Source organism: Flocculibacter collagenilyticus, assembly GCF_016469335.1.
Lineage (GTDB): Bacteria > Pseudomonadota > Gammaproteobacteria > Enterobacterales > Alteromonadaceae > Flocculibacter > Flocculibacter collagenilyticus.
This window is the reverse complement of record NZ_CP059888.1, coordinates 1-24898: the sequence shown is the minus strand read 5'-3', so window position 1 is coordinate 24898 and position 24898 is coordinate 1. Positions and strand designations below refer to the sequence as shown.

At 41.4% G+C, this 24898-nt stretch carries 17 protein-coding genes; 9 read left to right on the top strand and 8 right to left on the bottom strand.

The genetic code is table 11. From position 1 onward, the window contains the following. The first annotated feature begins 96 nt into the window (after positions 1 to 96). Complete coding sequence (locus tag HUU81_RS00085; RefSeq protein ID WP_199610163.1) at positions 97 to 789, top strand: site-specific integrase; 693 nt, start codon at positions 97 to 99, stop codon at positions 787 to 789. Here HUU81_RS00085 and HUU81_RS00080 read toward each other — a convergent pair. Beyond that, complete coding sequence (locus HUU81_RS00080) at positions 786 to 2699, bottom strand: transglycosylase SLT domain-containing protein (RefSeq protein WP_199610162.1); 1914 nt, start codon at positions 2697 to 2699, stop codon at positions 786 to 788. The genes HUU81_RS00085 and HUU81_RS00080 overlap by 4 nt on opposite strands. Positions 2700 to 3020: 321 nt before the next feature. Here HUU81_RS00080 and fadB point away from each other — a divergent pair, with 321 nt between their 5' ends. From fadB to tusA, 3 genes are all read left to right on the top strand, one after another. Next, on the top strand, positions 3021 to 5165 hold the full coding sequence (gene fadB, locus HUU81_RS00075) for a fatty acid oxidation complex subunit alpha FadB (protein WP_199610161.1): 2145 nt from the start codon (positions 3021 to 3023) through the stop codon (positions 5163 to 5165). Between the two features lie 13 nt (positions 5166 to 5178). Continuing rightward, positions 5179 to 6342: an acetyl-CoA C-acyltransferase FadA gene (fadA, locus tag HUU81_RS00070; RefSeq protein WP_199610160.1), complete on the top strand. Its 1164-nt coding sequence runs from the start codon at positions 5179 to 5181 to the stop codon at positions 6340 to 6342. A 179-nt stretch (positions 6343 to 6521) separates the two neighbouring features. Next, positions 6522 to 6767 carry a sulfurtransferase TusA gene (gene tusA, locus HUU81_RS00065; RefSeq protein WP_199610159.1) on the top strand — a complete coding sequence of 82 codons (246 nt, stop codon included), beginning with the start codon at positions 6522 to 6524 and terminating at the stop codon, positions 6765 to 6767. An 82-nt stretch (positions 6768 to 6849) separates the two neighbouring features. On the opposite strand, the gene HUU81_RS00060 is transcribed toward tusA, so the two are convergent. The 3 genes from HUU81_RS00060 to glyQ form a co-directional block, all read right to left on the bottom strand. Further along, positions 6850 to 7287 carry a hypothetical protein gene (locus HUU81_RS00060; RefSeq protein WP_199610158.1) on the bottom strand — a complete coding sequence of 146 codons (438 nt, stop codon included), beginning with the start codon at positions 7285 to 7287 and terminating at the stop codon, positions 6850 to 6852. A 417-nt stretch (positions 7288 to 7704) separates the two neighbouring features. Beyond that, complete coding sequence (glyS, locus tag HUU81_RS00055; RefSeq protein ID WP_199611918.1) at positions 7705 to 9774, bottom strand: glycine--tRNA ligase subunit beta; 2070 nt, start codon at positions 9772 to 9774, stop codon at positions 7705 to 7707. Between the two features lie 16 nt (positions 9775 to 9790). Further along, positions 9791 to 10708 carry a glycine--tRNA ligase subunit alpha gene (glyQ, locus tag HUU81_RS00050; protein ID WP_199610157.1) on the bottom strand — a complete coding sequence of 306 codons (918 nt, stop codon included), beginning with the start codon at positions 10706 to 10708 and terminating at the stop codon, positions 9791 to 9793. Between the two features lie 248 nt (positions 10709 to 10956). Between glyQ and HUU81_RS00045 the strand changes: the two genes are divergently transcribed. The 5 genes from HUU81_RS00045 (at position 10957) to HUU81_RS00025 (ending at position 18489) form a co-directional block, all read left to right on the top strand. Continuing rightward, positions 10957 to 12318 carry a sigma-54-dependent transcriptional regulator gene (locus HUU81_RS00045; RefSeq protein ID WP_199610156.1) on the top strand — a complete coding sequence of 454 codons (1362 nt, stop codon included), beginning with the start codon at positions 10957 to 10959 and terminating at the stop codon, positions 12316 to 12318. Next, positions 12299 to 13594 (top strand): sensor histidine kinase, encoded by a 1296-nt coding sequence (locus HUU81_RS00040; RefSeq protein ID WP_199610155.1) that lies wholly within the window; start codon positions 12299 to 12301, stop codon positions 13592 to 13594. Before HUU81_RS00045 ends, HUU81_RS00040 begins: the two co-directional genes overlap by 20 nt. A 423-nt stretch (positions 13595 to 14017) precedes the next feature. Next, positions 14018 to 16447, top strand: coding sequence for an ABC transporter permease (locus HUU81_RS00035; RefSeq protein WP_199610154.1), 2430 nt, complete (start codon positions 14018 to 14020; stop codon positions 16445 to 16447). A 27-nt stretch (positions 16448 to 16474) separates the two neighbouring features. Beyond that, positions 16475 to 17734: an HlyD family secretion protein gene (locus HUU81_RS00030; RefSeq protein ID WP_199610153.1), complete on the top strand. Its 1260-nt coding sequence runs from the start codon at positions 16475 to 16477 to the stop codon at positions 17732 to 17734. 32 nt (positions 17735 to 17766) lie between these two features. Then, positions 17767 to 18489, top strand: a complete 723-nt coding sequence (locus tag HUU81_RS00025) for an ABC transporter ATP-binding protein (RefSeq protein WP_199610152.1) — start codon at positions 17767 to 17769, stop codon at positions 18487 to 18489. Between the two features lie 106 nt (positions 18490 to 18595). Here HUU81_RS00025 and gyrB read toward each other — a convergent pair whose 3' ends face one another. Genes gyrB through dnaA form a run of 4 tightly spaced genes read right to left on the bottom strand, consistent with a single transcriptional unit; the run spans position 18596 to position 24667 of the window. After that, on the bottom strand, positions 18596 to 21016 hold the full coding sequence (gyrB, locus tag HUU81_RS00020; protein ID WP_199610151.1) for a DNA topoisomerase (ATP-hydrolyzing) subunit B: 2421 nt from the start codon (positions 21014 to 21016) through the stop codon (positions 18596 to 18598). A gap of 12 nt (positions 21017 to 21028) precedes the next feature. Then, positions 21029 to 22129 (bottom strand): DNA replication/repair protein RecF, encoded by a 1101-nt coding sequence (recF, locus tag HUU81_RS00015; protein ID WP_199610150.1) that lies wholly within the window; start codon positions 22127 to 22129, stop codon positions 21029 to 21031. 18 nt (positions 22130 to 22147) lie between these two features. Beyond that, positions 22148 to 23251 (bottom strand): DNA polymerase III subunit beta, encoded by a 1104-nt coding sequence (gene dnaN / locus HUU81_RS00010; RefSeq protein WP_199610149.1) that lies wholly within the window; start codon positions 23249 to 23251, stop codon positions 22148 to 22150. 36 nt (positions 23252 to 23287) lie between these two features. Then, positions 23288 to 24667 carry a chromosomal replication initiator protein DnaA gene (dnaA, locus tag HUU81_RS00005; RefSeq protein ID WP_199610148.1) on the bottom strand — a complete coding sequence of 460 codons (1380 nt, stop codon included), beginning with the start codon at positions 24665 to 24667 and terminating at the stop codon, positions 23288 to 23290. Positions 24668 to 24898 lie beyond the last annotated feature (231 nt).

Sequence of the window (24898 nt, the reverse complement as noted above, 5' to 3'; positions counted from 1 at the left end):
GCTTATCCAGAGTTCAGGTTTTTTATTGACTAAGCTACCCACATCAATAAAGTAATGGTTACAATACACAAATGAATCAGATATTTAGGTTAGTATATGAAGAAGCATGTTGGACGACGTCCGTTTTCAATTATGGAAGTGCGTGCCTTGTTTTCTGGTTATATTTACAGTGACTTTCTGATCTCTCATGAACAGCCTCGCGACTGGCAGTTTTGGCTTCCCTTACTCGCTTGGTTTACCGGTGCAAATAGCGAAGAGCTCGCATTAATCGCAAAAAACGACATCGCGCACCATGATCAGCGCTACTTTGTTACGGTTGGCAATCACAGTCGGCTTGCGTCTCGGACACTGCCTCTTCATCACTGTTTGATTGATGCAGGCTTTATAGAATGGATGAACCAACAACCAGGCAGCCCAGAACAGCGGTTGTTTAGCGACTTACCTACTAAAAATAACCGCTATAGTGAAAAAATACGACTATGGTTTAGTGGTGACGGTGATCGTCAGGGATATATGCAGAAATGTGATATTCCAAGTACTGACAGCCAAGGCAAAAAAACCGCCTTCAGCTCGTTTCGCGCAAATTTTGAAGCCCATATCAAGCAGCAGTGTCAACGTTTACAAATTAACCCTACTAATTACCTTGCTTATACATTGGGCACAAAGGTACGAGGCAGCACGGTATCCATCAGCCAGCTAGACAAACCAACACTTCATCATTTAATTGATAGCATTGGCGTGCCCGCACAACATATTTCATGGCAGCGCTTTGCCACACGTGTGCACTAACGCTGAATCGCCATATTGGTTAAATCGTTAAAGATATTCTCGTCTTGCCCTAATAAATGCGTATAAATTTGGCGATACGCCATTACCGCTTTCACATAGTCGCGTGTTTCTTTATAAGGAATCGTTTCTATCCAAATATCTGCTGGCATCGGCTCTTCATCGGGTAACCATTTTCTTACGCGATAAATACCGGCATTATAAGCTGCGGTTGCGACAACCACATTGCCTTCCGTTCGGTTAAGTAGTTGCTTCAGGTACTTAGTACCATAATTGATATTAGTTTTTGGATTGAATAAGTTTCTACGTGATACTCGCTTTTTAGCGATATGTTTTGCTGTATTTGGCATAATTTGCATTAACCCTAGTGCGCCTGCACCTGAATTCGCATCAGCCATAAATGACGATTCACGACGAGTGATAGCAAACGCCCACGACGGGTTAATTTGATGCGTATTGGCATACGATGACACCGTATCCTGAAACGCTAACGGAAAGCGCAGTGCTACATCATCATAATACTCAACCTCAGCCAAGGTAAATATCGCCCGGTCATACCACCCCCACTGATGAGAAATTTTGGCTGCGGCTAACTTTGCATTTTTACTTATGCGTGACTTTAAAAAGTTCCACTCACGTCGTGCTTGCGTAAAACGCTTTAAGCCAAACAATTCTTTCGCCCGCTGCATCGCAGGTAACTGTTCAACATATTGAATATCTTCTGCGGTTGGCTTTACAGGTACATTACTAAAGTTAGGCTTTTTACCCACTTGCGCTGCAGCTAAAAAGCCATAATAGTGACGTTTTTCAGCTAACGAGGTAAACGCCTGCTGCGCCGCAGCCTCTGCCCCTAGCCCTTGCAAACTTCGGGCAATCCAATACTGCCAGCTTTCTTTTTGCTGTAATGATTCTGGCAACGCTTGCAAAATATTCAACGCGGTCTGCCACTCTTCATTTCGCAAACTGTCGGCTATGCGCCATTGCACTAAACTGCTATCTAATACGTCAGCCGGCACTTGCTCTAGCCAATAGCGCGCTTTGGCATGATTAGAGGACGCGAGGCTTATCGCCAACGTACGAATCACGTCGTTACGCTGTTCAGCCGTAAACGAGTATTTTTTTTGTAGTTTCGGCCATACTTTCAATGCTAAATCACGATCACGCCACGCCAATCGTTTGATACCGTATTTAACAATACTGGTTTCTTTTATGTTTTTATTAGGAAACTTCCCCTGTTTACTTACATAGCTCGGCGCACGACGCACTTTGTAGTATAAATCAGCTAAATAACGTTCCGATTGCGGTAATAACTTTTTGAGGTAAGGAATAAGCGTGTGATTCCCTCCTTCAGCTGCCAATGTTAAACGCTGCCACACTTTATCTGTGGTTTGGTAACCTTGCTTGCGCCATTGAGTAAAGAGTGGATCACAGGCTTTGGGTTGCGACTTGCCCACAATCCATAATTTATCTACTTGCGGCAGTATTTCTTTGGCAGGCTTACCCTGATCAAGCTGGAAACGTAAATGGTAACAAGATAAATCCGCTTCACTGAGATCACGGTAATCACGTAAGAAGGTTTTTTGATAGTTTTTCTTTGCCAAATAACGCAGCCACTTCTCGCGTAGCGGTGCATCTAAGGGAGTGCCTTGATAACGGGTAATAAAACTGTGAATTTGTTTTTCGCTGGAATAAAACACCCGATGTTTTAAATATTCTAGTTCCGCATAAGGTGCAAGCGGATAGTCCCCCAACTGCTTTTTTAACCAATAGTAGCTGCGCTTCATTGGTTTTTTAGCGGCATACTCGGTTTTCAAAAAAAGATCGCGCTGTTTTTGCATTTCATTGTCATTACTTGCGTAAACATTAAACGCCAGCAACACACTTCCAATTATGCAACTCCAGTTTCGTATCATTTAACGACCCTTTTCTTTCCAAGACATGGATTGCCATTAGAACATTCTAGAGCCAATTAACCAAGATCAGCAATGCGCATTACTAACAAAAAATCGATTATAAAAACCGTTTTGGCATAAATAGACTACTTTTAATCCAGATGAAAATTATTTCGTATGACCGCAGATTCAAACAGGCGTTTAAAATTTAATTGCATTTTTTTGTTAGACACGCCAAACTGCTGACGAATAGAGTAATTACGCAAATGTTTATACAGACATAAAGACAACCAGCTCTACTCAGGTTTAGCTGAGTATAAGAGATAACGGAGATCATAGAACATGATTTATCAAGGTACATCAATCAGCGTTTCATATATCGAGCAAGGCATCGCCGAGCTGAAATTTGACGCTGACGGTTCAGTAAATAAATTTGATCAGGCCACCTTAAAAGAATGTCGCGAAGCACTCGACAAATTACAACAAGAAAGTGACTTAAAAGGCCTTATTTGTACTTCTGGCAAATCTGCCTTCATTGTAGGCGCAGATATCACTGAATTCTTAAGCTCTTTCACCATGCCAGAAGAAGAATTAATTGGCTGGATCGAAGAAGGCTCTGCCGTATTTAATGCGATGGAAGATCTTAACGTTCCAACTGTTGCAGCTATTAGCGGCTTTGCATTGGGCGGCGGTTTTGAATGGGCACTTGCTAACGATTTTCGTGTTACCGACACCACAGCAAGAGTTGGCCTACCAGAAGTTAAATTAGGATTAATGCCAGGTTTTGGTGGTTCAGTGCGTCTTCCACGTGTTATTGGTGCCGACAATGCAATGGAATGGATGAGCACAGGTAAAGAATACAAAGCGATCGATGCCTTAAAACAAAAAGCGATTGATGCGGTTGTTGAATCTGACAAGCTTGAACAAGCAGCACTTAGCATGGTTAAAGATGCAATAGATGGCAAGCTAGACTGGAAAGCACGTCGCGCATTAAAACAGTCACCACTGAAAATGAACAAAACAGAGCAAACCATGAGCTTTAATATGGCGAAAGGCATGGTTGCAGCTAAAGCAGGCAAACATTACCCTGCGCCAATGGTGATGGTAAATAGTGTTGAAGCAGGTGCAAACGCAGAACGTGCTGAAGCGCTAGCTATTGAGAACAAAGGCTTTGCAAAACTTGCAAAAACGGATGCTGCGCAAGCACAAATTGGCTTATTCCTGAATGATCAGCTAATTAAAGGCAAAGCGAAAAAAGCAGCTAAAACGGCGACTAAAGCCGTTAATAAAGCAGCCGTGTTAGGTGCAGGTATCATGGGTGGTGGCATCGCTTACCAGTCTGCACTTAAAGGCACGCCTATTGTGATGAAAGACATTAACGATGATGCACTAGCATTAGGATTAAATGAAGCATCACAGCTGTTAAACAAGCAGCTTAAGCGTGGCCGTATTGACGGTAAGAAAATGGCAAATACATTAAATAACATCACGCCTAGCTTGTCTTACGACAGCATTAAAGACGTTGATATTGTGGTTGAAGCCGTTGTTGAAAACCCGAAAGTTAAGGGCATGGTTTTAAAAGAAGTAGAAGGCATAGTAGAAAAAGATGCGATTCTAACTTCAAACACATCAACCATTTCAATCACATCATTGGCTGAAAATTTAGAACGTCCAGAACAGTTCTGCGGCATGCACTTCTTCAATCCAGTACCGAAAATGCCATTGGTTGAAGTTATTCGTGGCGAAAAAACTTCTGATGAAACCGTTGCCGCCGTTGTTGCATATGCTGCGAAAATGGGCAAATCACCCATTGTTGTAAACGACTGCCCGGGCTTCTTTGTTAACCGTGTACTATTCCCATACTTTGCCGGTTTCAGCAAGCTAGTACTTGACGGTGCCGACATTGCACAAATTGATAAAGTGATGGAAAAGCAGTTCGGTTGGCCAATGGGTCCTGCATACTTACTTGACGTTGTCGGATTAGACACAGCATTCCATTGTACAGACGTCATGGCTGATGGCTTCCCTACGCGCATGCAAAAAATTGATAACGACCCTGTTGCAGTCATGTACAAGAACGATCGCTATGGTCAGAAGAACGGTAAAGGCTTCTATGACTTTGGCAAAGACAAGCGTGGCCGCCCGACTAAAAACTTAACAGAAACAACTTACGAGCTATTAGGTTATGAACCTAAGCAATTAGAGTCTGACGAAATTATTGAACGCTGTATGATCCCAATGATTAACGAAACCATTCGTTGTTTAGAGGAAGGGATTATTGCTAGCCCAGCTGAAGCAGATATGGGACTGATTTACGGTCTAGGCTTCCCTCCATTCCGCGGCGGTGTATTCCGTTATGTAGACACTATCGGCTTAGCTAAATTTGTAGCGTTAGCAGACAAATATGCTGATTTAGGTGAGATGTACCAAGTAACAGAAAAAACCCGCGCAATGGCTGACGCTGGTGAAACTTTTTATAAAGCGTAACGGAGAATAAATCATGAGAAACGCCGTAATTGTAGATTGTATTCGTACACCAATGGGCCGCTCGAAGAACGGTATTTTCCGTCATGTGCGCGCCGAAGAACTTTCAGCTCATGTAATGAGCAGCATTTTGGAGCGTAACCCAGGGTTAGATCCAAAAGAAATTGACGATGTGATTTGGGGTTGTGTTATGCAAACCCTAGAACAAGGCTTTAACATTGCACGTAATGCCGCATTAATTGCAGGTATTCCACACAGTGTACCAGCGGTGACCGTTAACCGTTTATGTGGTTCATCAATGTCAGCAATTCATGACGCCACCGCACGCATTGCCGCTAACATGGGTGATGTATACCTAATCGGTGGTGTTGAACACATGGGGCACGTACCGATGACTCACGGCATTGACTTTGCACCAAGCATAAACATGTCAGTTGCTAAAGCTGCGGGTGCAATGGGATTAACGGCTGAGTTGCTTGGCAAAATGAATGGCATTAGCCGTGAAATGCAAGACGAAATGGGTGCACGTTCTCACCAACTTGCCCATGAAGCAACCGTTGAAGGTCGCTTCAAAAAAGAAATCGTGGCTATTGAAGGACATGATGCTGACGGCATTTTACGCTCAATTGATACTGACGAAGTCATTCGCCCTGAAACGACTGTAGAAACACTGTCAGGATTACGTCCAGTATTTGACCCAGCGAACGGTACTGTTACCGCAGGTACTTCTTCAGCGTTATCAGATGGCGCTTCTGCTATGCTAATCATGTCTGAAGAAAAAGCAAAAGCACTAGGATTAACCATTCGTGCTCGTGTTAAGTCTGTGGGCGTTGCGGGCTGCGATCCATCTATCATGGGTTATGGTCCTGTGCCTGCTACTCAAAAAGCACTTAAAGCTGCTGGCTTATCAATTTCAGATATTCAGTCGGTAGAATTGAACGAAGCGTTTGCCGCACAAGGTCTTTCAGTATTAAAAGGCTTAGATTTACTTGATCACATGAATGATAAAGTAAACTTAAACGGTGGTGCCATTGCACTTGGCCATCCGCTAGGCTGTTCTGGGGCACGTATTTCAACAACGCTTCTTAATATAATGGAAGACAAAGATACGGAGCTAGGTTTAGCGACCATGTGTATTGGTTTAGGTCAGGGTATTGCCACTATTTTTGAACGTGTATAAATACTGACTTTTGCATCAGGCCATGTAGCCTGTTTGCATTAGCCTGAACAAAAAAGCCGAGCTAGTAAATTATCTAACTCGGCTTTTTTATTTTTGCAGTATTCGTTTGTGCTTATATAATAACCCACTTGGCAACGCCATAAGTTAACCCTTCCTTTAATTAATTAGCGATACAGTTTATGACCGATTTCAATCAAGCCGATCACACCCTTGATGCCATAGGCCTACGTTGCCCTGAGCCCGTAATGATGATCCGTGGCAAGATAAGAAAAATCGCTGATGGTGAAACCTTACTTGTTATAGCCGACGACCCGTCCACCACGCGAGATATTCCAAGCTTTTGCCAGTTTATGGATCATACCTTAGTAACAAGCCAAACAGATGAGCTGCCCTTTCAGTACATCATTAAAAAAGGTAAACGTTAACTAGCCAGATACAAAAAAGGATCTATAACACTAGATCCTTTTTAAACACATTGACTTAGTCTAATGCAGTATAACTAACGCATTAGCCCACTTTTTTGATAAACACCATTGGCGATTTATCGTCTGAAAAGTCAATATAAAAGTCGTACGTACCATCTTCTTTTGGAACAAACTTAAAATGCTCAAAGACTGCTGAACAATTAGCGTTGTACACATAACCTAATTCAATCACTTCATCGGCTTCTTTATTTAAATAGCCGCAGTTTGTGCCAGCGGTCCACGCTGCATCAGCAAATTTAAATTCGTAAGGTTGGCCGTCTGCTTTTAAATCTGCAGATGCTTTATATAGTTTGTTACCCACTTTTTTAAGTCGATATTCTTCTTCTGCATCCCACCATGTAAATGCACCACGTACATACATGTTTTCAGCAAATTCTGTTTCATTTGCATCATTTGATGCGCATGCAGCTAGTAATAATGTGGTCGCCGCTAAACCTGTTTTTAGTAAACGTTTAACCATCGTCCGTTCCTTCAATTAAATCTTAAAAAATGAGTAAGGGTCTATGCCCTTTTATGCTCATCACTACATCAGTTAATAGATCAAGCTTGAATGAGAAATAACACGATGCTATTGAGATAACATTCCGTATATTTGCGCTATTTTATTAATATACTTTGCATCGAAAGTTAACTGATTTATTTGAGCTTTTCGCCTGACTGTTTTGACTTATGAATAACTAACTTTAGTTTATGCCTTGCATCATCAGACAGTACTAAATCTATATTAAATTGCGCTCAGTTTGAACCAATAAACAAAGAAAGTGGTGAGATTTTTTGAAAAAATGTGGGGATATGTTGAGAAGCCGCAAATTAGACTTAAATTTAACCTAATTTGCGACGGTTCATTTTATAGCTGAGTTAACTGTTCACTACGTGCTTACGACTGCAATAAAGAAATATCTGCAACGCGCATAAACATTGCTCGTAGCTGAGCTAATATTGCTAGACGATTTAGCTTCACCGCTTCATCATCTGCCATTACCATCACATTATCGAAGAAGTCATCAACTACTTGTCTTAATTCGGCAAGCTCTGCTAATGCCTTTTGGTAATCTTTATCAGCAAATACAGGCTCAAGCGCGGCTGATTTAGCGATCACGTTTTCTGCTAATGTTTTTTCTGCTGGCTCAACTAATAGTGTGTTATCAATTGAACTAGGTACTTCGCCATCAAACTTAGCCAAGATATTACCAACACGCTTATTTGCCGCCGCTAAGCTGTCTGATGCAGCTAAACTACGGAAAAACTCAACAGCTTTAACACGCTTATCAAAATCTAATGGCTTAGTTGGACGACGTGCTAATACCGCTTGAATAACATCAACACTGATACCTTCGTCTTGATACCAAGTACGGAAACGACCCAACATAAAGTCAGCAACTTCTTGTACCGTATTGTCGTTAGTAAGCTTATCACCAAATAGCGACACTGCTTTTTCTGTCAGTTCAATAATATCTAAGTCTATTTCCTTTTCGACTAAAATACGTAGCGCACCAATGGCAGCGCGGCGTAATGCAAACGGATCTTTGTCTGACTTAGGTTGTTGGCCAATACCAAAAATACCTGCTAGTGAGTCGAATTTATCCGCAAGTGCTACCGCACAACTTTCTAATGATTGAGGCAGATGATCACCCGCAAAACGTGGCATGTATTGCTCATTCATTGCGTTTGCAACACACTCTGGCTCACCGTCGTGTTTAGCATAATGCATTCCCATTACACCCTGCACTTCAGTAAATTCCATCACCATTTCTGTCATCAGGTCGGTTTTACTTAATAGACCTGCGCGCTCACTGTGCGCTACATTTGCTCCAATCTTTTCAGCAATAAACCCAGCGAGACTAGCAATACGTTCTGACTTGTCTTTTAGCGTGCCTAACTGCTTTTGGAATAGCACAGTATCTAAACTGTTTAAGCGTGACGCTAACGTTTTCTTTTTATCTGTTTCAAAGAAGAATTCTGCATCAGCAAGACGTGGGCGGATCACTTTCTCGTTACCACTGATAACTTGACTAGGATCTTTACTTTCAATATTCGATACAAAAATAAACTTCGGCATCAAGTTGCCATCGTTATCAAATACTGGGAAGTACTTTTGGTCGTCCTTCATGGTGTAGATTAATGCTTCAGCCGGTACATTTAGAAACTTAGCTTCAAAATCACCTGACAGTGTTACTGGCCACTCTACTAACGATGTAACTTCATCAAGTAAATCTTGCTCAACCTGTGCAACACCACCTAATTTAGCGGCAACGGCTTCAACTTGCTGCGTAATGACTGCTTGACGTTCTGCAAAATCAGCCATGACATATGCATCTTTCAACGCAGTTAAATAGTTATCGGCATGAGTCAATGTCACGTCTTGCGACGAATGGAAACGATGTCCGCGTAATGTTTGTGCCGACTGCTTACCCAATATTTCACCGCTAATGACGCGGTCACCAAATAGCATAGTAATGGTATGAACTGGACGAATAAATTGCGTGGTAAATGCGCCCCATTTCATTGCTTTAGGGATTGGTAGCTTGGCTAATGCCGAGATAATAATATCTGGGATCAACGCATCTACGTCTTTACCTTTAACTTCGGCTTTATGCAGTAGCCACGCACCTTTATCCGTTTCTAAGCGCTGCGCTTGTTCAACAGTAATGCCGTTTGAACGTGCCCAACCAGCTGCGGCTTTTGTAGGATTACCGTCTTGGTCAAATGCCGCTGTGATCGCAGGACCACGCTTTTCAACTACTTTATCAGCTTGCGCTTCGCTCAGCGCGGTAACATTAAGCGCTAAACGTCGAGGTGCGGCATACCATTGAATGCTTTCAAAAGTTAGCTCAGCCTTGTTTAAGCCTTCTTCAACGTTATTACGAAATGCTTCAGCCAGTTTCTTAAGTGACTTTGGTGGTAGCTCTTCAGTGCCAATTTCTACTAAAAAGTTTTCTGTTTTGATGGTCATCTAATTATCCTTACTGGCCTTGCTCTGCGTTGCTTTTACACAATGGGAAGCCTAATGCTTCACGCGCTTCATAATACGCTTGCGCACACGCTTTAGAGAGTGCTCTTACACGTAAAATATAGCGTTGGCGCTCAGTTACCGAGATCGCATGCCTTGCGTCAAGTAAGTTAAATGCGTGTGATGCTTTCATTACTTGCTCGTAAGCTGGTAAAGGTAAGCCGCTCTCAATTAACTTTTGACTTTCTTTTTCACACTGATCAAATTGAGCAAATAGCGCAGGCACATCAGCATGTTCAAAATTGTAAGTAGACTGCTCTACTTCATTTTGGTGGAATACATCACCGTAGGTCACACGGCCTAATGGCCCATCAGTCCATACCAAATCATAAATGCTGTCAACGCCTTGAATATACATGGCTAAACGCTCTAGCCCGTATGTGATCTCACCCGTTACTGGTGAGCACTCTAAGCCACCGACTTGTTGGAAGTAAGTAAATTGCGTAACTTCCATGCCGTTTAACCAAATCTCCCAACCTAGACCCCAAGCACCTAGCGTTGGTGATTCCCAGTTATCTTCAACAAAACGGATATCATGTACTAATGGATCTAAACCTAACTCTTTTAATGAGCCTAAATACAATTCTTGAATGTTTTCCGGTGACGGCTTCATTACCACTTGGAATTGATAATAGTGCTGTAAACGGTTTGGATTTTCACCATAGCGGCCATCGGTTGGGCGGCGACACGGTTGAACATAAGCACTGCTCATTGGCTCTGGGCCAATCGACTTTAGGAATGTCATCGGATGGAATGTGCCAGCACCTACTTCCATATCTAATGGCTGAATAATGACACAGCCTTGTCTAGCCCAGTAATCTTGTAGCGCAAGGATTAGACCTTGAAAGGTTTTAATATCGTATTTTTCCATGATAAGGGGACTTTTTACGTTGATTTAGAATTCTAAAAATTGGCAGCAAGTATACCTTGCGCCAAGGCTAAATTGTAGCGCCTCGCTTACTTATTGTGCATCAAATATCAGATTGGCCAATACAAGTAGGCTCTAAATGACAGCAATCAAGAAAAATGCCTATGCATGATGGACTTAAAATTGCAGACAGGTGTATGATGAATTTCATTGTAGCCGTATTCGCTGTTATAACATGACTAAAGATTGCTTTGAATAAACCACGCATCCTGATCGTTGATGATCGTCACGACATATTCTTAAGCGCAAGTTTTGTGCTGGAGGACAATGATTATTGCCCACTTCAGGCGAGCAGCCCCGATGAAGCTCGCGCGCTGCTCAAACAAGAAAGCGTCGATTTAATTTTACTGGATATGAATTTCTCCCTTGATACCACCTCTGGTGAAGAAGGACTCGCATTTTTATCTTGGCTAGCGACATCAGAGTTTCAGATCCCAGTAGTAGCAATGACCGCGTGGGCAAATGTAGAACTTGCCGTAAAAGCCATGCAATTAGGTGCGGGAGATTTCATTGAGAAGCCTTGGAAAAATCAGCGTTTACAACAAATCATTAAACAGCAATTAGCGCTCGCCAATTTACAAGTTCAAAACCAAAAGCTGCAACAACGCCTAGAACCGACTAACAAACTTGAATACAAGTGGCGCTCTCCCAGTATGTTACAACTGTTTGCTGAAATTGAAAGCGTTGCTAATACCAACGTAAATATTCTGCTTACTGGCGACAACGGCACAGGTAAAAGTTTTATTGCTGAAAGAGTACATGAGCTGTCAAAACAAAGTACAGAGCCGTTTATATCAGTGAATATGGGAGCCATTTCTGAGAACTTGTTTGAAAGTGAGATGTTCGGACATAAGAAAGGCGCATTTACGGATGCCAAGAGTAATAGAATTGGTCGATTCGAATTAGCCAAGCATGGCACACTGTTCCTTGACGAAATTGCGAATATCCCACTTTCGCAACAAGCAAAGTTATTGCGGGTGTTAGAGTCAGGTCAATACGAAGCCTTAGGCTCCAGTCAAACTCAACAAATGCACGCTCGTATTATTAGCGCCACCAACGGCGATCTTAAAAAACTCATCGTTAACGAAGCGTTTCGTGAAGATTTGTATTATCGTCTGAACACCCTTGAATTTCGTGTACCGTCTTTACAAGAAAGACAAGCAGATATTGTTCCACTCGCTGAATATTTTATTGATATTTATACGCAAAAATACCAAAAACCCGCGCTTTCACTAAACACGCAAGCTAAACAAAATTTAACTGGTTACCATTGGCCGGGTAATATTCGAGAGTTAAGCCACTTGATGGAGCGAGCAGTTTTACTGGCTAAAGGCAGTGAAATAACAGAGCAATACTTGCCACTTTCAAGTTCACCTGCCAGCAACAGCCAAGATTCTATTAGCATGATGACATTAGAACAGGCAGAAAAAGCACTTATTAAAAAAGCACTGAACAATACTGATAATAATATGACTCACGCTGCAAAATTACTTGGGCTTACTAAATCCTCCTTATATCGCCGTTTAGAAAAGTATGACGACATTCAAAGGTAAAAACCTTGAACGCTTTATTACCTTATGGCTTAGCCTATTCGCCATGCTATTTTTATTGCTGAATTATGTTCTACTGTCGCAATTAGCGTTGTTAACGTGGCAAATCGTGCTGATTACCTCAAGTTTAACCATTGCTTGCATCTATGCGATTAAGGTGTTTCGTGCCAACGTCATGTGCAGTTTCCGTCGCGCATTGCTACACCTTGAGGCCGTACGTCAAGAAGACTACAAGCAGTATGCAAAAGCGGAATTTCCCACTGGCATTGTTGGCAAGTTTCATCATCAACTTCGGAACTTGAGTGAAGACCTTGCGGAGAAAAAGAAGCGCTACGATCAGCACGCGTTCTTGGTATATCAGCTTATTGACCAACTAGATACCCCAGTATTGGTTTTCAACCAGAAAGATCAGCTCACCTACGCTAACGGTGCGTTTAGCCACCTTTACGAAGGCCAACATTGGCAAATGTTTCGTCACGTCTCCTCAAATATGCTTGGGCTAGTTAAAGATGAAGGAGGCTGGCAATTACAATCGCAAGAGCAACAAAAGAAACAGCAGTGGCAAATTAGCCAAAGCAGCTTTATTGATGCGGGAATAGCGCATCAATTATTAGTGTTTACTAATATTGAGTCGGCCGTTAGAACTAGTCAGGTAAAAGCTTGGCAACAAATGATCAGCGTGATGGGTCATGAAATCCGCAACTCCCTTACTCCCGTTTCTAGTATTGCAGAAAGTTTAGCGGAACGTGCGACTAATCACAGAGACAAAGATGCACTAGGCCTTATCTCTGAGCGCTGTTTGCACCTGCAGGACTTTATTAATCGCTACGCATCATTAACGAAAGGCATCCATTTACACTACCAGCACATAATCACAGAGCAACTGGCTGGCCGGTTAAAAGGACTGTTTAACCAACAAAACCTAACCATCTTATTAAAGGCCAAACTCATTTGGGCAGATCAATCCCTTTTAGAGCAGGTACTTATCAACCTGATCAAAAATGCTTACGAAGCAGGTGCCAAAACGGTGAGCCTAGAATTTAGTGAAGATAAACACAAAAGCTGTATGAAAGTGGTTGATGATGGCCATGGTTTTGCCAATCCAGAAAATGCCTTTGTTCCCTTATTTTCTACCAAGCAAGATGGCCAAGGAATTGGACTGAGCTTTTGTCGCAATATTATTGAACAACATCAAGGTCATATCCGCTTAGAAAATAATCATGGCAATGGGGTGACTGTCCAGATCACACTACCATTGAAAATCATCAAGATTCAATAGCAAGGATGTTAGAACGTGGTGACTGAATAACGTGTCCGATATCGGACGGTAACAGTCCGATATCGGTAAATCGAATCGAAAGCGCGCTATTATTTTTAAGTAAACACAACTAATACACCCTGCATAGCAATGAACCAATGCAACATCTCTAACTATCCAATCACCCTGAATCCCTTTATTTATAAGCCATGTTGTACGTTAATCGCACAAACAAAGAAACATTAGCGGTTAAGCATTCAACGCTGGCACGTTATTAGCAATTCACTCCTGAGATACACCCACAGCAATTGAAGTTACTGCTAGGTGAAAGGCAATTGAGCCTCACGAACTTAGATAAACTGAACGATTAGAGTGAAAGCGCGCCAATACTGTAAATGAAGCGGGTTTACATTACGCACTGCAAACAGAAACAGGAATAATAAGATGAACCATATCATGTATCAACTCAAGCAGGCTTGGGCTGGGTTAAGTGAAAAAAAGGGATTCATGGTGGCAGTCGTTACCACTTTAGGTATCACTTTAGGCGCTTTATTGTGTATTCTAACCTTGGCTTACATACTGATTGCTAAACCTTTACCTTACCCCGATCAGCAAGATTTATATCAGGTTAACTTTACCTTGTTTAATGATAAGGACGAGGAAGTTGCCAGCTCTCATACCTACCCTGGCGTAGTGCATCTGTTTGACAAGCAAACCCTATTTAGCCAATCAGCACTGGTAAAATATGAAGAAAACGTGCTGATTTCTCATCCTTTACAGCCCATGGTAAACACCACCTTTATCACGCCCGATTGGTTTGTGCTCGTAGACGGTAAAATGGCAATGGGACGCACATTTGAGCAATCCGAAAGCAAAGACAGCTTCAACCCAGTGGCAATATTGAGTTATGAAGCCTGGCAAACACAATATCATGGTGATCCCAACATATTAACGCAGTCGGTCACCTTTAACGATACCAGTTACCGCATTGTTGGTGTAATGGATAAATCGTTCATCGAGCCGCAAATTTATCAGCAAGGTATTAATTCTGATGTATTTTTACCTTGGGACTATAACTCCACTGCTGAAAGATTACGTTCAGCTTGGGGCATGATTGATGGCGCATTATTCTTTGTTGGCAAATTAAACAGCGAGATGAGCCAAACTCAAGTAGAACAGTCACTGACCACTTTGATAAATAGCACATGGCAGGAAAATGTTCAGTCTATGGCATTTTTCAATGGGTGGTCTTCAAAGATGGGCTTATTATCATTTCAAGAAGCGATATTAGGCGATAGCCAAGGCACCGTGCTATTGCTGTTAGTTGGTGTAATAGGCTTGGTCTTAGTGGCTTGCGCCAATATCACTAACCTATTTATGTCTCGTACTGCAGAGCAGCAACACCAATTAGCCATCCATGCAGCAATAGGAGCTAGTAAAAAGCACCTATTCCAAACTTTGTTTGCCCAGTCTGGTTTACTGGTTTTTATCTCATCTGTCGTGGCGCTGATAATCGCTAATGCAGGCTTCTGGGTATTACAACAATATCTAGCTGAGCGCTTACCTCGGGTTGATGAGTTAGCAATCAACGCTTTCACGTTAAGCGCAGCTTTACTTATTGCTCTTTGTTTAGGTTTATTCTTTGCTCGCCTAAGTGCCAGCATGATTAACTACCGCGCCTTGAATACGATTTTACAGTCTAGCGGAAAAGGGACTGGTGTGCAGGTTTCAAGAAAAGTACGTCGTTTCCTTATCACATCTCAGGTTGCCATTGTAACCGTGCTAATTTTCGTCAATATGGGGTTGTTGAAAGACTCATTGAAAGCCATTAACCAACCACTGGGGTTTAATACTGAAAACATCACATCGCTTGAACTGTCGCTTAATGCCGCTGATGAGGTTACCAATGAAGAGAAAAAGACCATGGTATTGGCACTCAAAGAAAAGTTATTGGAACTGCCTCAAGTTGAAGCTGTCTCTCTAGGTGCTACACCCTTTGATGATGCCGCAGTGGCTGGCCAGAATATTGACTCTACTGATGAGCGTTTCGTGGTTAAAACTAAATCGGTTGACGGTAAGTACTTTGATTTAATCAATCAACCGCTTATTGAAGGTGATTTATTTAGCGAAGCCGATCTTAAAGACGGCAATAACCTGCTGATCATCAATGACGTTTATGCCAAAGAAATAGCACCACAAGGGAGCGCAATCGGCAGCAAAATCAGATTTACCAGAAACCTTACCTTAACCGTTAGCGGTATAGTAAAAGGCGTATACATGCCCACCGAAAGTGACGTTCCTATGCGCGCATTTAGGCTAACCACTGAAGCCGATACGCGCTACATGATCAAACTTAAACCAAACCAAAGCTTATCGCGCGAACAAGTAATTAGCCTAACGCAACAAGTAAACAATCAGCTAGTGATTAAACAAATGAATACCCTGAATGAACTGCGCGATCAACGATTATTTACCCAATACACCACCGCCATTACTAGCGCTGTATTAGCCATGTTAAGTTTCTTTCTGGCTACTATTGGCTTATATGGCGTTATTAGTTATGCCACTCAAATGCGCAAGCTCGAATTAGGTACACGCCTTGCCATTGGTGCCAAGCGTGCAGACATCACCCATCTGATTATAAAAAATAATGCTGGTGCCGTAGCGATAGGTATCGTTGTGAGTATGTTTGTAATATTGGCTTTGTATCTTGGTTTTTCTGAGGATTTAGCCAGTTACGTGAACATTCAACTGGTTTCACTCTTTGGGGTAACACTGGTGTTGATTAGTGTGATGGCGTTAGTTGCCTGTTACTGGCCGCTACGTTCAATTATCAATGCCCGCCCTATCGACTCTTTAAAAGGTAGTCAGTAGTCATCGTGAAATCGTCAGGAGTACTTAATGGATATAGTTAAGAAAAAGCCACAACATAAGCTGTTCGCTAACTATAAGCTTCAACTTATCATTGTGGTTTCGACAGCACTAGTGCTGATGCTGATTTGGGCTATCAAAATGGCTGGCGCAGTTTCAGTATCGCGCGATGATATTTTAATAGAGCGTGTTGTAATGGGGGATCTTGAAGTCAAAACGGAAGGCTTTGGCGTACTCAGTTCAAATAAACAGTTACTGCTTACTACATTGACTCAAGCTACCGTGAAAGAGATTGTGCTCAAGCCTGGCGCAAACGTCACCGTTGATAGTGTTATTGTTCGCCTCGAAAACCCTGAGCTGATCCAAGAAATGGAAAATGCACAGCAAGAGTTAGCTCAAGCACAAGCGAATTTACGCCAATTAATGCTCAACAATAAGCGTGAAACACTTAATGAAACGGCCAGTCTAGAAGAAATCATAGCGCTGTTTGAAACGGCATCACTGAATCGTCAAGCTGAAGAAAAGTTAGTTGAAAAAGGCATTGTGTCGCAGCTCGCGTACCAAGAGTCTGTACTAGAAGAGCGCCAGCTAACAAAACGTATCAGCATCCTTCAGCAACGCATTGCGCAATTAAAACTTGTTCATGCAGAGTCGGTAAATATTCAACAAGAAGTTGTTAAGCAAAGGCAAGGTCAGCTGAATATTGCTCAGTCACGCTTACAAGCACTTGAAGTAAAAGCGGGGTTTAATGGCGTATTACAGAGGTTATCTGTAGAGCTTGGACAAAGTCTTGCCTCAGGTCAGGAAGTAGCTTTAATCGGCAGTGTTACTGATCTCATCGCGCTCGTTAGAGTACCGCAAAGCCAAATACATCACATTGAAGTAGGACAAAGCGCTATTATCAACACCCGGCAGGACAAAATTACTGGCACAGTCGCCCGTATCAACCCTATGGTAGAAGATAACACGGTAGAGGTAGAGATCACCCTGCCCGCCAATCTTCCAACCAGTGCCAGACCACAATTAACCGTAGACGCAACCATTATTGCTGACACATTAAAAGCAGTGTATTACATCAAGCGCCCAGCTAATGCTCAGCCTTTTAGTGAAATCGCTCTCTATCGCCTAAACAGTGAAATATCTAAAGCCGAACTACGTACCCTAAAACTAGGTCGCGAAGCGGGTCGTTATATCGAAATTTTGACAGGTGCAGACGCGGATGATGTGTTTATCATTTCTGATTTACCAAACCAAAAAAACACCGCATTAGAGCTAACCGTAAAATCTTAAATTCAAAAATTTAACTAGCAGGAACCAGCATCATGAGCGAGATTAAAATTCAAATGAGAAACATTTCCAAAGTTTTTGAAACTGAGGATATGGAAACACACGCATTAAAAAACGTTAACCTAACCATTTCAGCGGGCGACTACGTGTCTATATCTGGCCCTTCAGGTTGTGGTAAGTCTACACTTTTATCACTGCTAGGCCTGCTTGATATGCCCTCAGGCGGAGACTACATAATTGAAGGTACTAATGTTGCTAATCTGTCACTTGATGATGCTGCTGAAATCAGAAATAGCAAAATTGGCTTTATATTTCAGTCATTTAATCTAATTGATGAAATCACCGTTTTTGACAATATTGCCCTGCCTTTGCGTTATAGCAACAAAAAGCTCAGTAACGCTGATATCGAGCAGCGTGTTAATAGATGTCTAGAAATGGTGAGTATGACTCACCGAAGCCAGCACAAACCGAACCAATTATCTGGTGGTCAGCAACAGCGTATTGCCATCGCACGAGCATTAGTCGCAGAGCCTGCTATCTTATTGGTCGATGAAGCAACGGGTAATCTAGACTCGAATACGGGTGACCAAATAATGGATGTACTCGACGAGCTAAATCAAAAAGGCACCACCATCTGCATGGTAACGCACGAGTCCCGCTACGCAGACAGAGCCACAACTCAGCTTAAACTATTAGATGGCGAAATACTGACTTCGCCATCACCAGCAGAGTCGAAAATCGCAGTTCATGCCTGTTAGTTTTTCTTACACTGAAATAAAAGGAATAAAAAAAGCACTGTTTAAAGTGCTTTTTTTATCGATACAAGAAACTATTTAAAGCTATAAAACTTCAAATATTCAGTAACTAAACGTCTAGATTAGCCACTTTTAATGCGTTATCTTCAATGAATGCACGTCTTGGTTCTACTTGATCGCCCATTAACGTTGAGAATAACTGATCTGCACCCACTGCATCTTCAATCGTTACTTTAAGCATACGACGGCTTTCAGGATCCATGGTTGTTTCCCATAGCTGTTCTGGGTTCATCTCGCCCAGTCCTTTATAACGTTGTATATACAAGCCACGCTTAGATTCTGCCATCAGCCACTCTAGTGCTTCTTTAAAGCTGCTAACGGCTTTAGTACGTTCGCCACGTTTAATGTAACCGCCTTCTTCAATTAGGTTATGGATTTCTTTACCTAATGTGCCAATATTTTCATAATCAGCTGAAGATAGGAAGTCATGATTAAATACATAAACATGATCAATACCATGTTGGCGCATCGTCACTTTTGGCATAAATAAATTACGCTCTGTATCTTCGTGAATACCGGCAGTATAAAGAGCACCATCAACCTCAATATCAACTAATGACTGAACAAATTCATTCGACCACTGTTCAATGGCTGCTTTATCTTTACAGTCTTCTAGTGTCATTGTAGAGGTATAAATGAGTCGCTCTAGCATGTGGTATGGGATTTTACGCGACAAGCGCTCTATCGTGGCAAATGTACTATGATAAAGCTTAACCATTTTCTCTAGCTGTTCGCCTGCAATTCCTGGCGCTTGATCATTTACATGTAGCGATGCGTTATCTAATGCTAATGTAGTTAGATACTCTGTTAGCGCTGGATCGTCTTTAATATAGCGCTCTTGTTTGCCTTTCTTCACTTTATAAAGTGGCGGCTGAGCAATATAAACATAACCACGCTCAATGATTTCAGGCATTTGACGATAGAAAAACGTCAATAGTAACGTACGAATGTGTGAACCATCCACGTCGGCATCGGTCATGATTACAATTGAATGATAGCGAGTTTTATCAGGATCATATTCATCACGCCCAATACCACACCCTAATGCGGTAATTAATGTTGCAACTTCTTGAGAAGATAGCATTTTATCAAAACGTGCTTTTTCAACATTCAGAATTTTACCCTTTAGTGGCAAAATTGCTTGGTTTTTACGGTTTCGTCCCTGCTTAGCAGAGCCGCCCGCTGAGTCACCCTCCACTATGTAAATTTCAGAAAGTGCAGGATCTTTTTCCTGACAATCCGCTAATTTACCTGGCAAACCTGCTAGGTCTAGTGCACCTTTACGTCGTGTCATCTCACGTGCTTTACGCGCTGCTTCACGCGCTCTTGCGGCATCAATAATTTTACCAATAACGTTCTTTGTATCTTGCGGATTTTCTAGTAAGAATTCGTTCAAGTACTCAGACATTGCACTTTCAACCGCAGATTTCACTTCTGATGATACTAGCTTGTCTTTGGTTTGAGATGAGAACTTTGGATCAGGTACTTTTACTGAAACAACCGCAGTTAACCCTTCACGCGCATCATCACCTGTTGCACTGGTTTTCTGTTTTTTATTGTAACCTTCTTTTTCCATGAAGGTATTTAGTGTACGTGTTAATGCCGCTCTAAAACCTGCTAAGTGAGTACCACCATCACGCTGTGGAATGTTATTAGTGAAGCAGAATATGTTCTCTTGGAATGAGTCATTCCATTGCATTGACACTTCAACAGAAATACCATCTTCTTCACGCTCAGACGTGAACGAGAATACTTTAGGGTGAATTGGCGTTTTATTCTGGTTTAAGTACTCAACAAATGCTTGAATACCACCTTCGTATTTGAAGTGGTCATTACGATCATCACGCTCATCTTGAAGCCTAATGCTAACACCAGAGTTTAAGAATGATAATTCGCGTAAGCGTTTTGCCAAGATATCGTAATGGAATTTAATGTCTGTAAACGTTTCAGGGCTTGGCCAAAAACGTAATTCAGTACCTGTGCTTTCTGTGTCACCAATCGCTTTTAATGGCTCATCTGGCACACCATGACGGTAAATTTGTTCATGGATTTTGCCTTCGCGACGGATCGTTAACTGTAACTTAGTCGATAAAGCATTTACTACTGAAACACCAACACCGTGCAAGCCACCGGATACTTTATACGAATTGTCGTCAAATTTACCACCTGCATGCAGAACCGTCATAATAACTTCTGCTGCTGACACACCTTCTTCTTCATGAATAGAGGTAGGAATACCACGCCCATCATCACGTACTGATACTGACTCATCGTTGTGAATGGTGATCACGATATCAGAACAATGCCCTGCTAACGCTTCATCAATCGAGTTATCTACGACCTCAAATACCATGTGGTGAAGACCAGTGCCATCATCAGTATCACCGATATACATTCCAGGTCTTTTTCTTACTGCATCTAAGCCCTTCAAAACTTTAATGCTGGAAGAATCGTAATTATTTTCAGACATATTATTTTTCCATTAACCACGTATTTGCCCATGTTCCACGTGAAACATTGCATTATTTACGCTAAATTTTGTTTGAATATCCGCAACCTGAGTTTGATCAATACAAGTGACAAATACTTGTGAAGCACTGTACTTCATTAAGTCTGCCAGCAAATTTTTATTATCATCATCAACTTCAGACGGTAAGTCATCAAACAGTAAAATTGTATCTCGTGCGGTGCACGAATAAATATACTTACTTTGTACAACCTTTAAGATGTACAACAATAACTTTAACTGCCCTCGCGATAAAGTATCTTGGATAGCTAAACCGCGTGATTGAATTTTCAAGTCGGCCTTATGAGGACCAGACTGAGTAAAACCATACTTCAAATCACGCTCAAAATTAGCATTCAAAACATCTTTAAGCGACAGTTCTTTATTCCAACCTTGATAGAAACTAAAGTCTATTTCTTCTAAAAAGTTGGCTTTAGAAATAATTTGTTCAAAACATTGTGAAAGCTGTTCAAATAAAGAATCCATATACTGCTTACGAAGCTGAGTTAATTGTTCGCCAGTGTCGGCTAATGCATTATCCCAGTATTCGTATTGTTCTTTATTAATTACACGTTGCTTTAACAAAGCATTTCGGCTTTTTAATAGTTTTGTATAGGTAAGCCAAAGTTGATGAAAAGAGTGTTCCACGTGAAACAATCCAAAATCAATAAATTGCCGTCTTACTTTTGGTCCACCAAAAAATAAGTTAAAGCTGTCTGGTGTAACAATTTGTACTGCTACACAACTTGCTAATGACGATAAGCTTTTAACCGATTCGCCATCAACTTTAACCTCTAACCCACCTGCTACATCGCGCTTAATACCAATGCGATTTACTTCTTTATCTTCCTGATTTAATTTACCAAATAATACAAAGTGATCATGCTCATGCGAGATAATCTTATTAACTTGGGTAGCACGAAATGAGCGACCTCTTGCTAAATAATAAATCCCTTCAAGAATACTTGATTTACCACTTCCATTCTTACCAACAATAAAGTTAACGCCACGTACTGGCGTTATTACTTGCTGCTGTAAGTTTCTAAATTGATGAAAGTTTAGTTCGCTAAGCCACATTAACTATAAAATTCAACACTATAGACGCATTGGCATAACCACATACATGGCATCTTTATTTTGCTCTGCTTCTATCAGTGCGCTGCTATTACCATCAATTAATGTGATCACAACTTGTTCTTCTTTAATATTGCCCAGCACGTCTAAAATATAAGAAACATTAAAACCAATTTCTATGTCTGGCCCGGCATATTGAATACCAACCGATTCTTCCGCTTGTTCTTGCTCAGGGTTATTAGCCGTAATTTGTAATTCGCCATTTGTTACATTCAGTCTAACGCCACGGAATTTTTCATTAGACAAAATTGAAGCGCGATTAAATGCAGCGCGTAAATCGTCTTTATCTGCGGTAATGAACTTATCACCATTGCGTGGAATAACCCGACGATAATCAGGAAAACGCCCATCCACTAATTTACTGGTAAAGACATAGTGATTATCAACAAGGCGGATATGATTAGTGCCCATTTGAACCGTGACTAATGTGTCATCACTTTCAAGCAAACGCATAATTTCAAGCACGCCTTTTCGCGGAATAATCACTTGGCGTTGCTCTGCAACAGCGTTATTAAGCTGATAGGTGGCAAGGGCTAAGCGGTGACCATCAGTAGCCACTGTTCTTAATGTCTGCCCTTCAACCTCAAACGACATGCCATTCAAATAGTAACGTACATCCTGATTCGCCATTGAGAACTGAGTCGCATCGAGCAATTTACGCAGTTGTTGACGCTCAATTTGAAACTCTATATCGCCTTCCCAGCTTTCTAAATTCGGATACTCAGTGGCAGGTAAAGTAGACAAAGAAAAACGACTTTTACCACTTTGCAGAATCAGTGAGTCATTTTCTACACGAATATTTAGTTGGCAACCGTCTGGTAAACTGCGACAAATATCTAGTAACTTTTTTGCCGGAACGGTAATAGCGCCCTCTTGATTAATATCATCAATTTGAGAGGCTGCAACCATTTCAACTTCTAAATCTGTGCCCGTTAGCGATAGTGAACCCTCACTAACATTAATGAGTACATTAGATAAAATAGGTAGCGTATGTTTGCGCTCAATCGCTCCTGAGACTAGCATTAAAGGTTTTAATATTGCGTCTCTGTCTAATGTAATTTGCATATATAAATATCCACTGATTGAAATTGATATAAACGATTATGAAGAAAGTGTACGTATTAAGTTTTGGAAATCTTCCTTAATTTCATGATTTTCCTCTTTGAGCTCATTAATCTTACGGCAGGCATGCAGCACTGTTGTATGATCTCGCCCACCAAAAGCATCACCAATTTCTGGCAAGCTATGGTTAGTTAATTCTTTTGCTAATGCCATGGCTAATTGCCTTGGCCTTGCTACTGATCGGCTACGGCGTTTAGACAATAAGTCTGCAACTCGAATTTTATAATATTCCGCTACCGTTTTTTGAATATTTTCTATAGTAACAAGTTTGTCTTGTAATGCGATTAAATCTCGAAGCGCTTCTTTCACAAAATCAATGGTGATAGGTCGGCCAGTAAAATTTGCATTCGCTTTAACACGATTCATCGCACCTTCAAGTTCACGTACATTCGAGCGTAAACGTTTGGCAATAAAGAATGCAACTTCCTCAGGCACCTTCATTTCTTTTTCTTGCGCTTTTTTCATTAAGATCGCAACACGCGTTTCTAACTCTGGCGGCTCAATAACAATCGTTAATCCCCAACCAAACCGTGACTTTAAGCGCTCTTCCACCCCATCAATCTCTTTCGGATAACGGTCACTGGTAAGAATAATTTGTTGATTGCCTTCAAGTAAGGCATTGAATGTATGAAAGAATTCTTCTTGCGAACGTTCTTTTTTAGCAAAGAACTGAATATCATCAATAAGCAGCGCATCAACTGAGCGGTAATATTTTTTAAATTGTTCAATTGCATTGTTTTGCAATGCTTTTACCATATCTTGAACAAAGCGCTCTGAATGCATGTACACCACTTTTGCATCAGGCTTTCGTGCAATAATGCCATTTCCCACAGCATGTAATAAATGCGTTTTACCTAACCCCACACCGCCGTAGATAAACAGTGGGTTATACGCACCACCAGGATTATCAGCAACTTGCGTCGCAGCAGCACGTGCTAGTTGGTTTGATTTACCTTCAACAAAATTATCAAACGTATAGTTAGCTCGCACACTTGAACCGCCATCACGACTGATCATACTTTCAGGGGGAGCAATTTTATTACTTCGAGGCGCTGGCTGTTTGACTGACTGCGGTGTACTGCGTGTTTCTTGCGGCTGTGGCTTAGCTAAAGTTTGTTTACTGCCCACATCAAAGCGTAGCTTGGGTGCATGTTCACCACAATACTGTTGCAGCAGCTCAATAATTCGGCCTTGGTATTTTTCACGAACCCAATCTAATACAAAGTTGTTTGGTGCGTAGCAAGTTAATGTATCTTGTGCAGACTCGATTTGCAGTGGCCTGATCCACATACTGTATTGTTGAGTGGGAAGCTCTTCTTGTAGCACTTCTAGACAACTTTGCCATGCCGATTGATACACCTATACTGCTCCTAACATTGTCTGCGCACTCATAGTTTCAGCAAAAGTGCTTATTATTTGATGGGAAAGGGCGACATTATGCGCTTTATTTATCCACAAGTTCAATATTGATTTTTTTTATTTTTATGCTCACCACTAAAATATAGCATAAACCACTGTTTATTATGAATTTATATTTTTATTCTATTTAAGGTTAGTAACGCAATTTTAAAGCATAAATCAGTCTAAAAA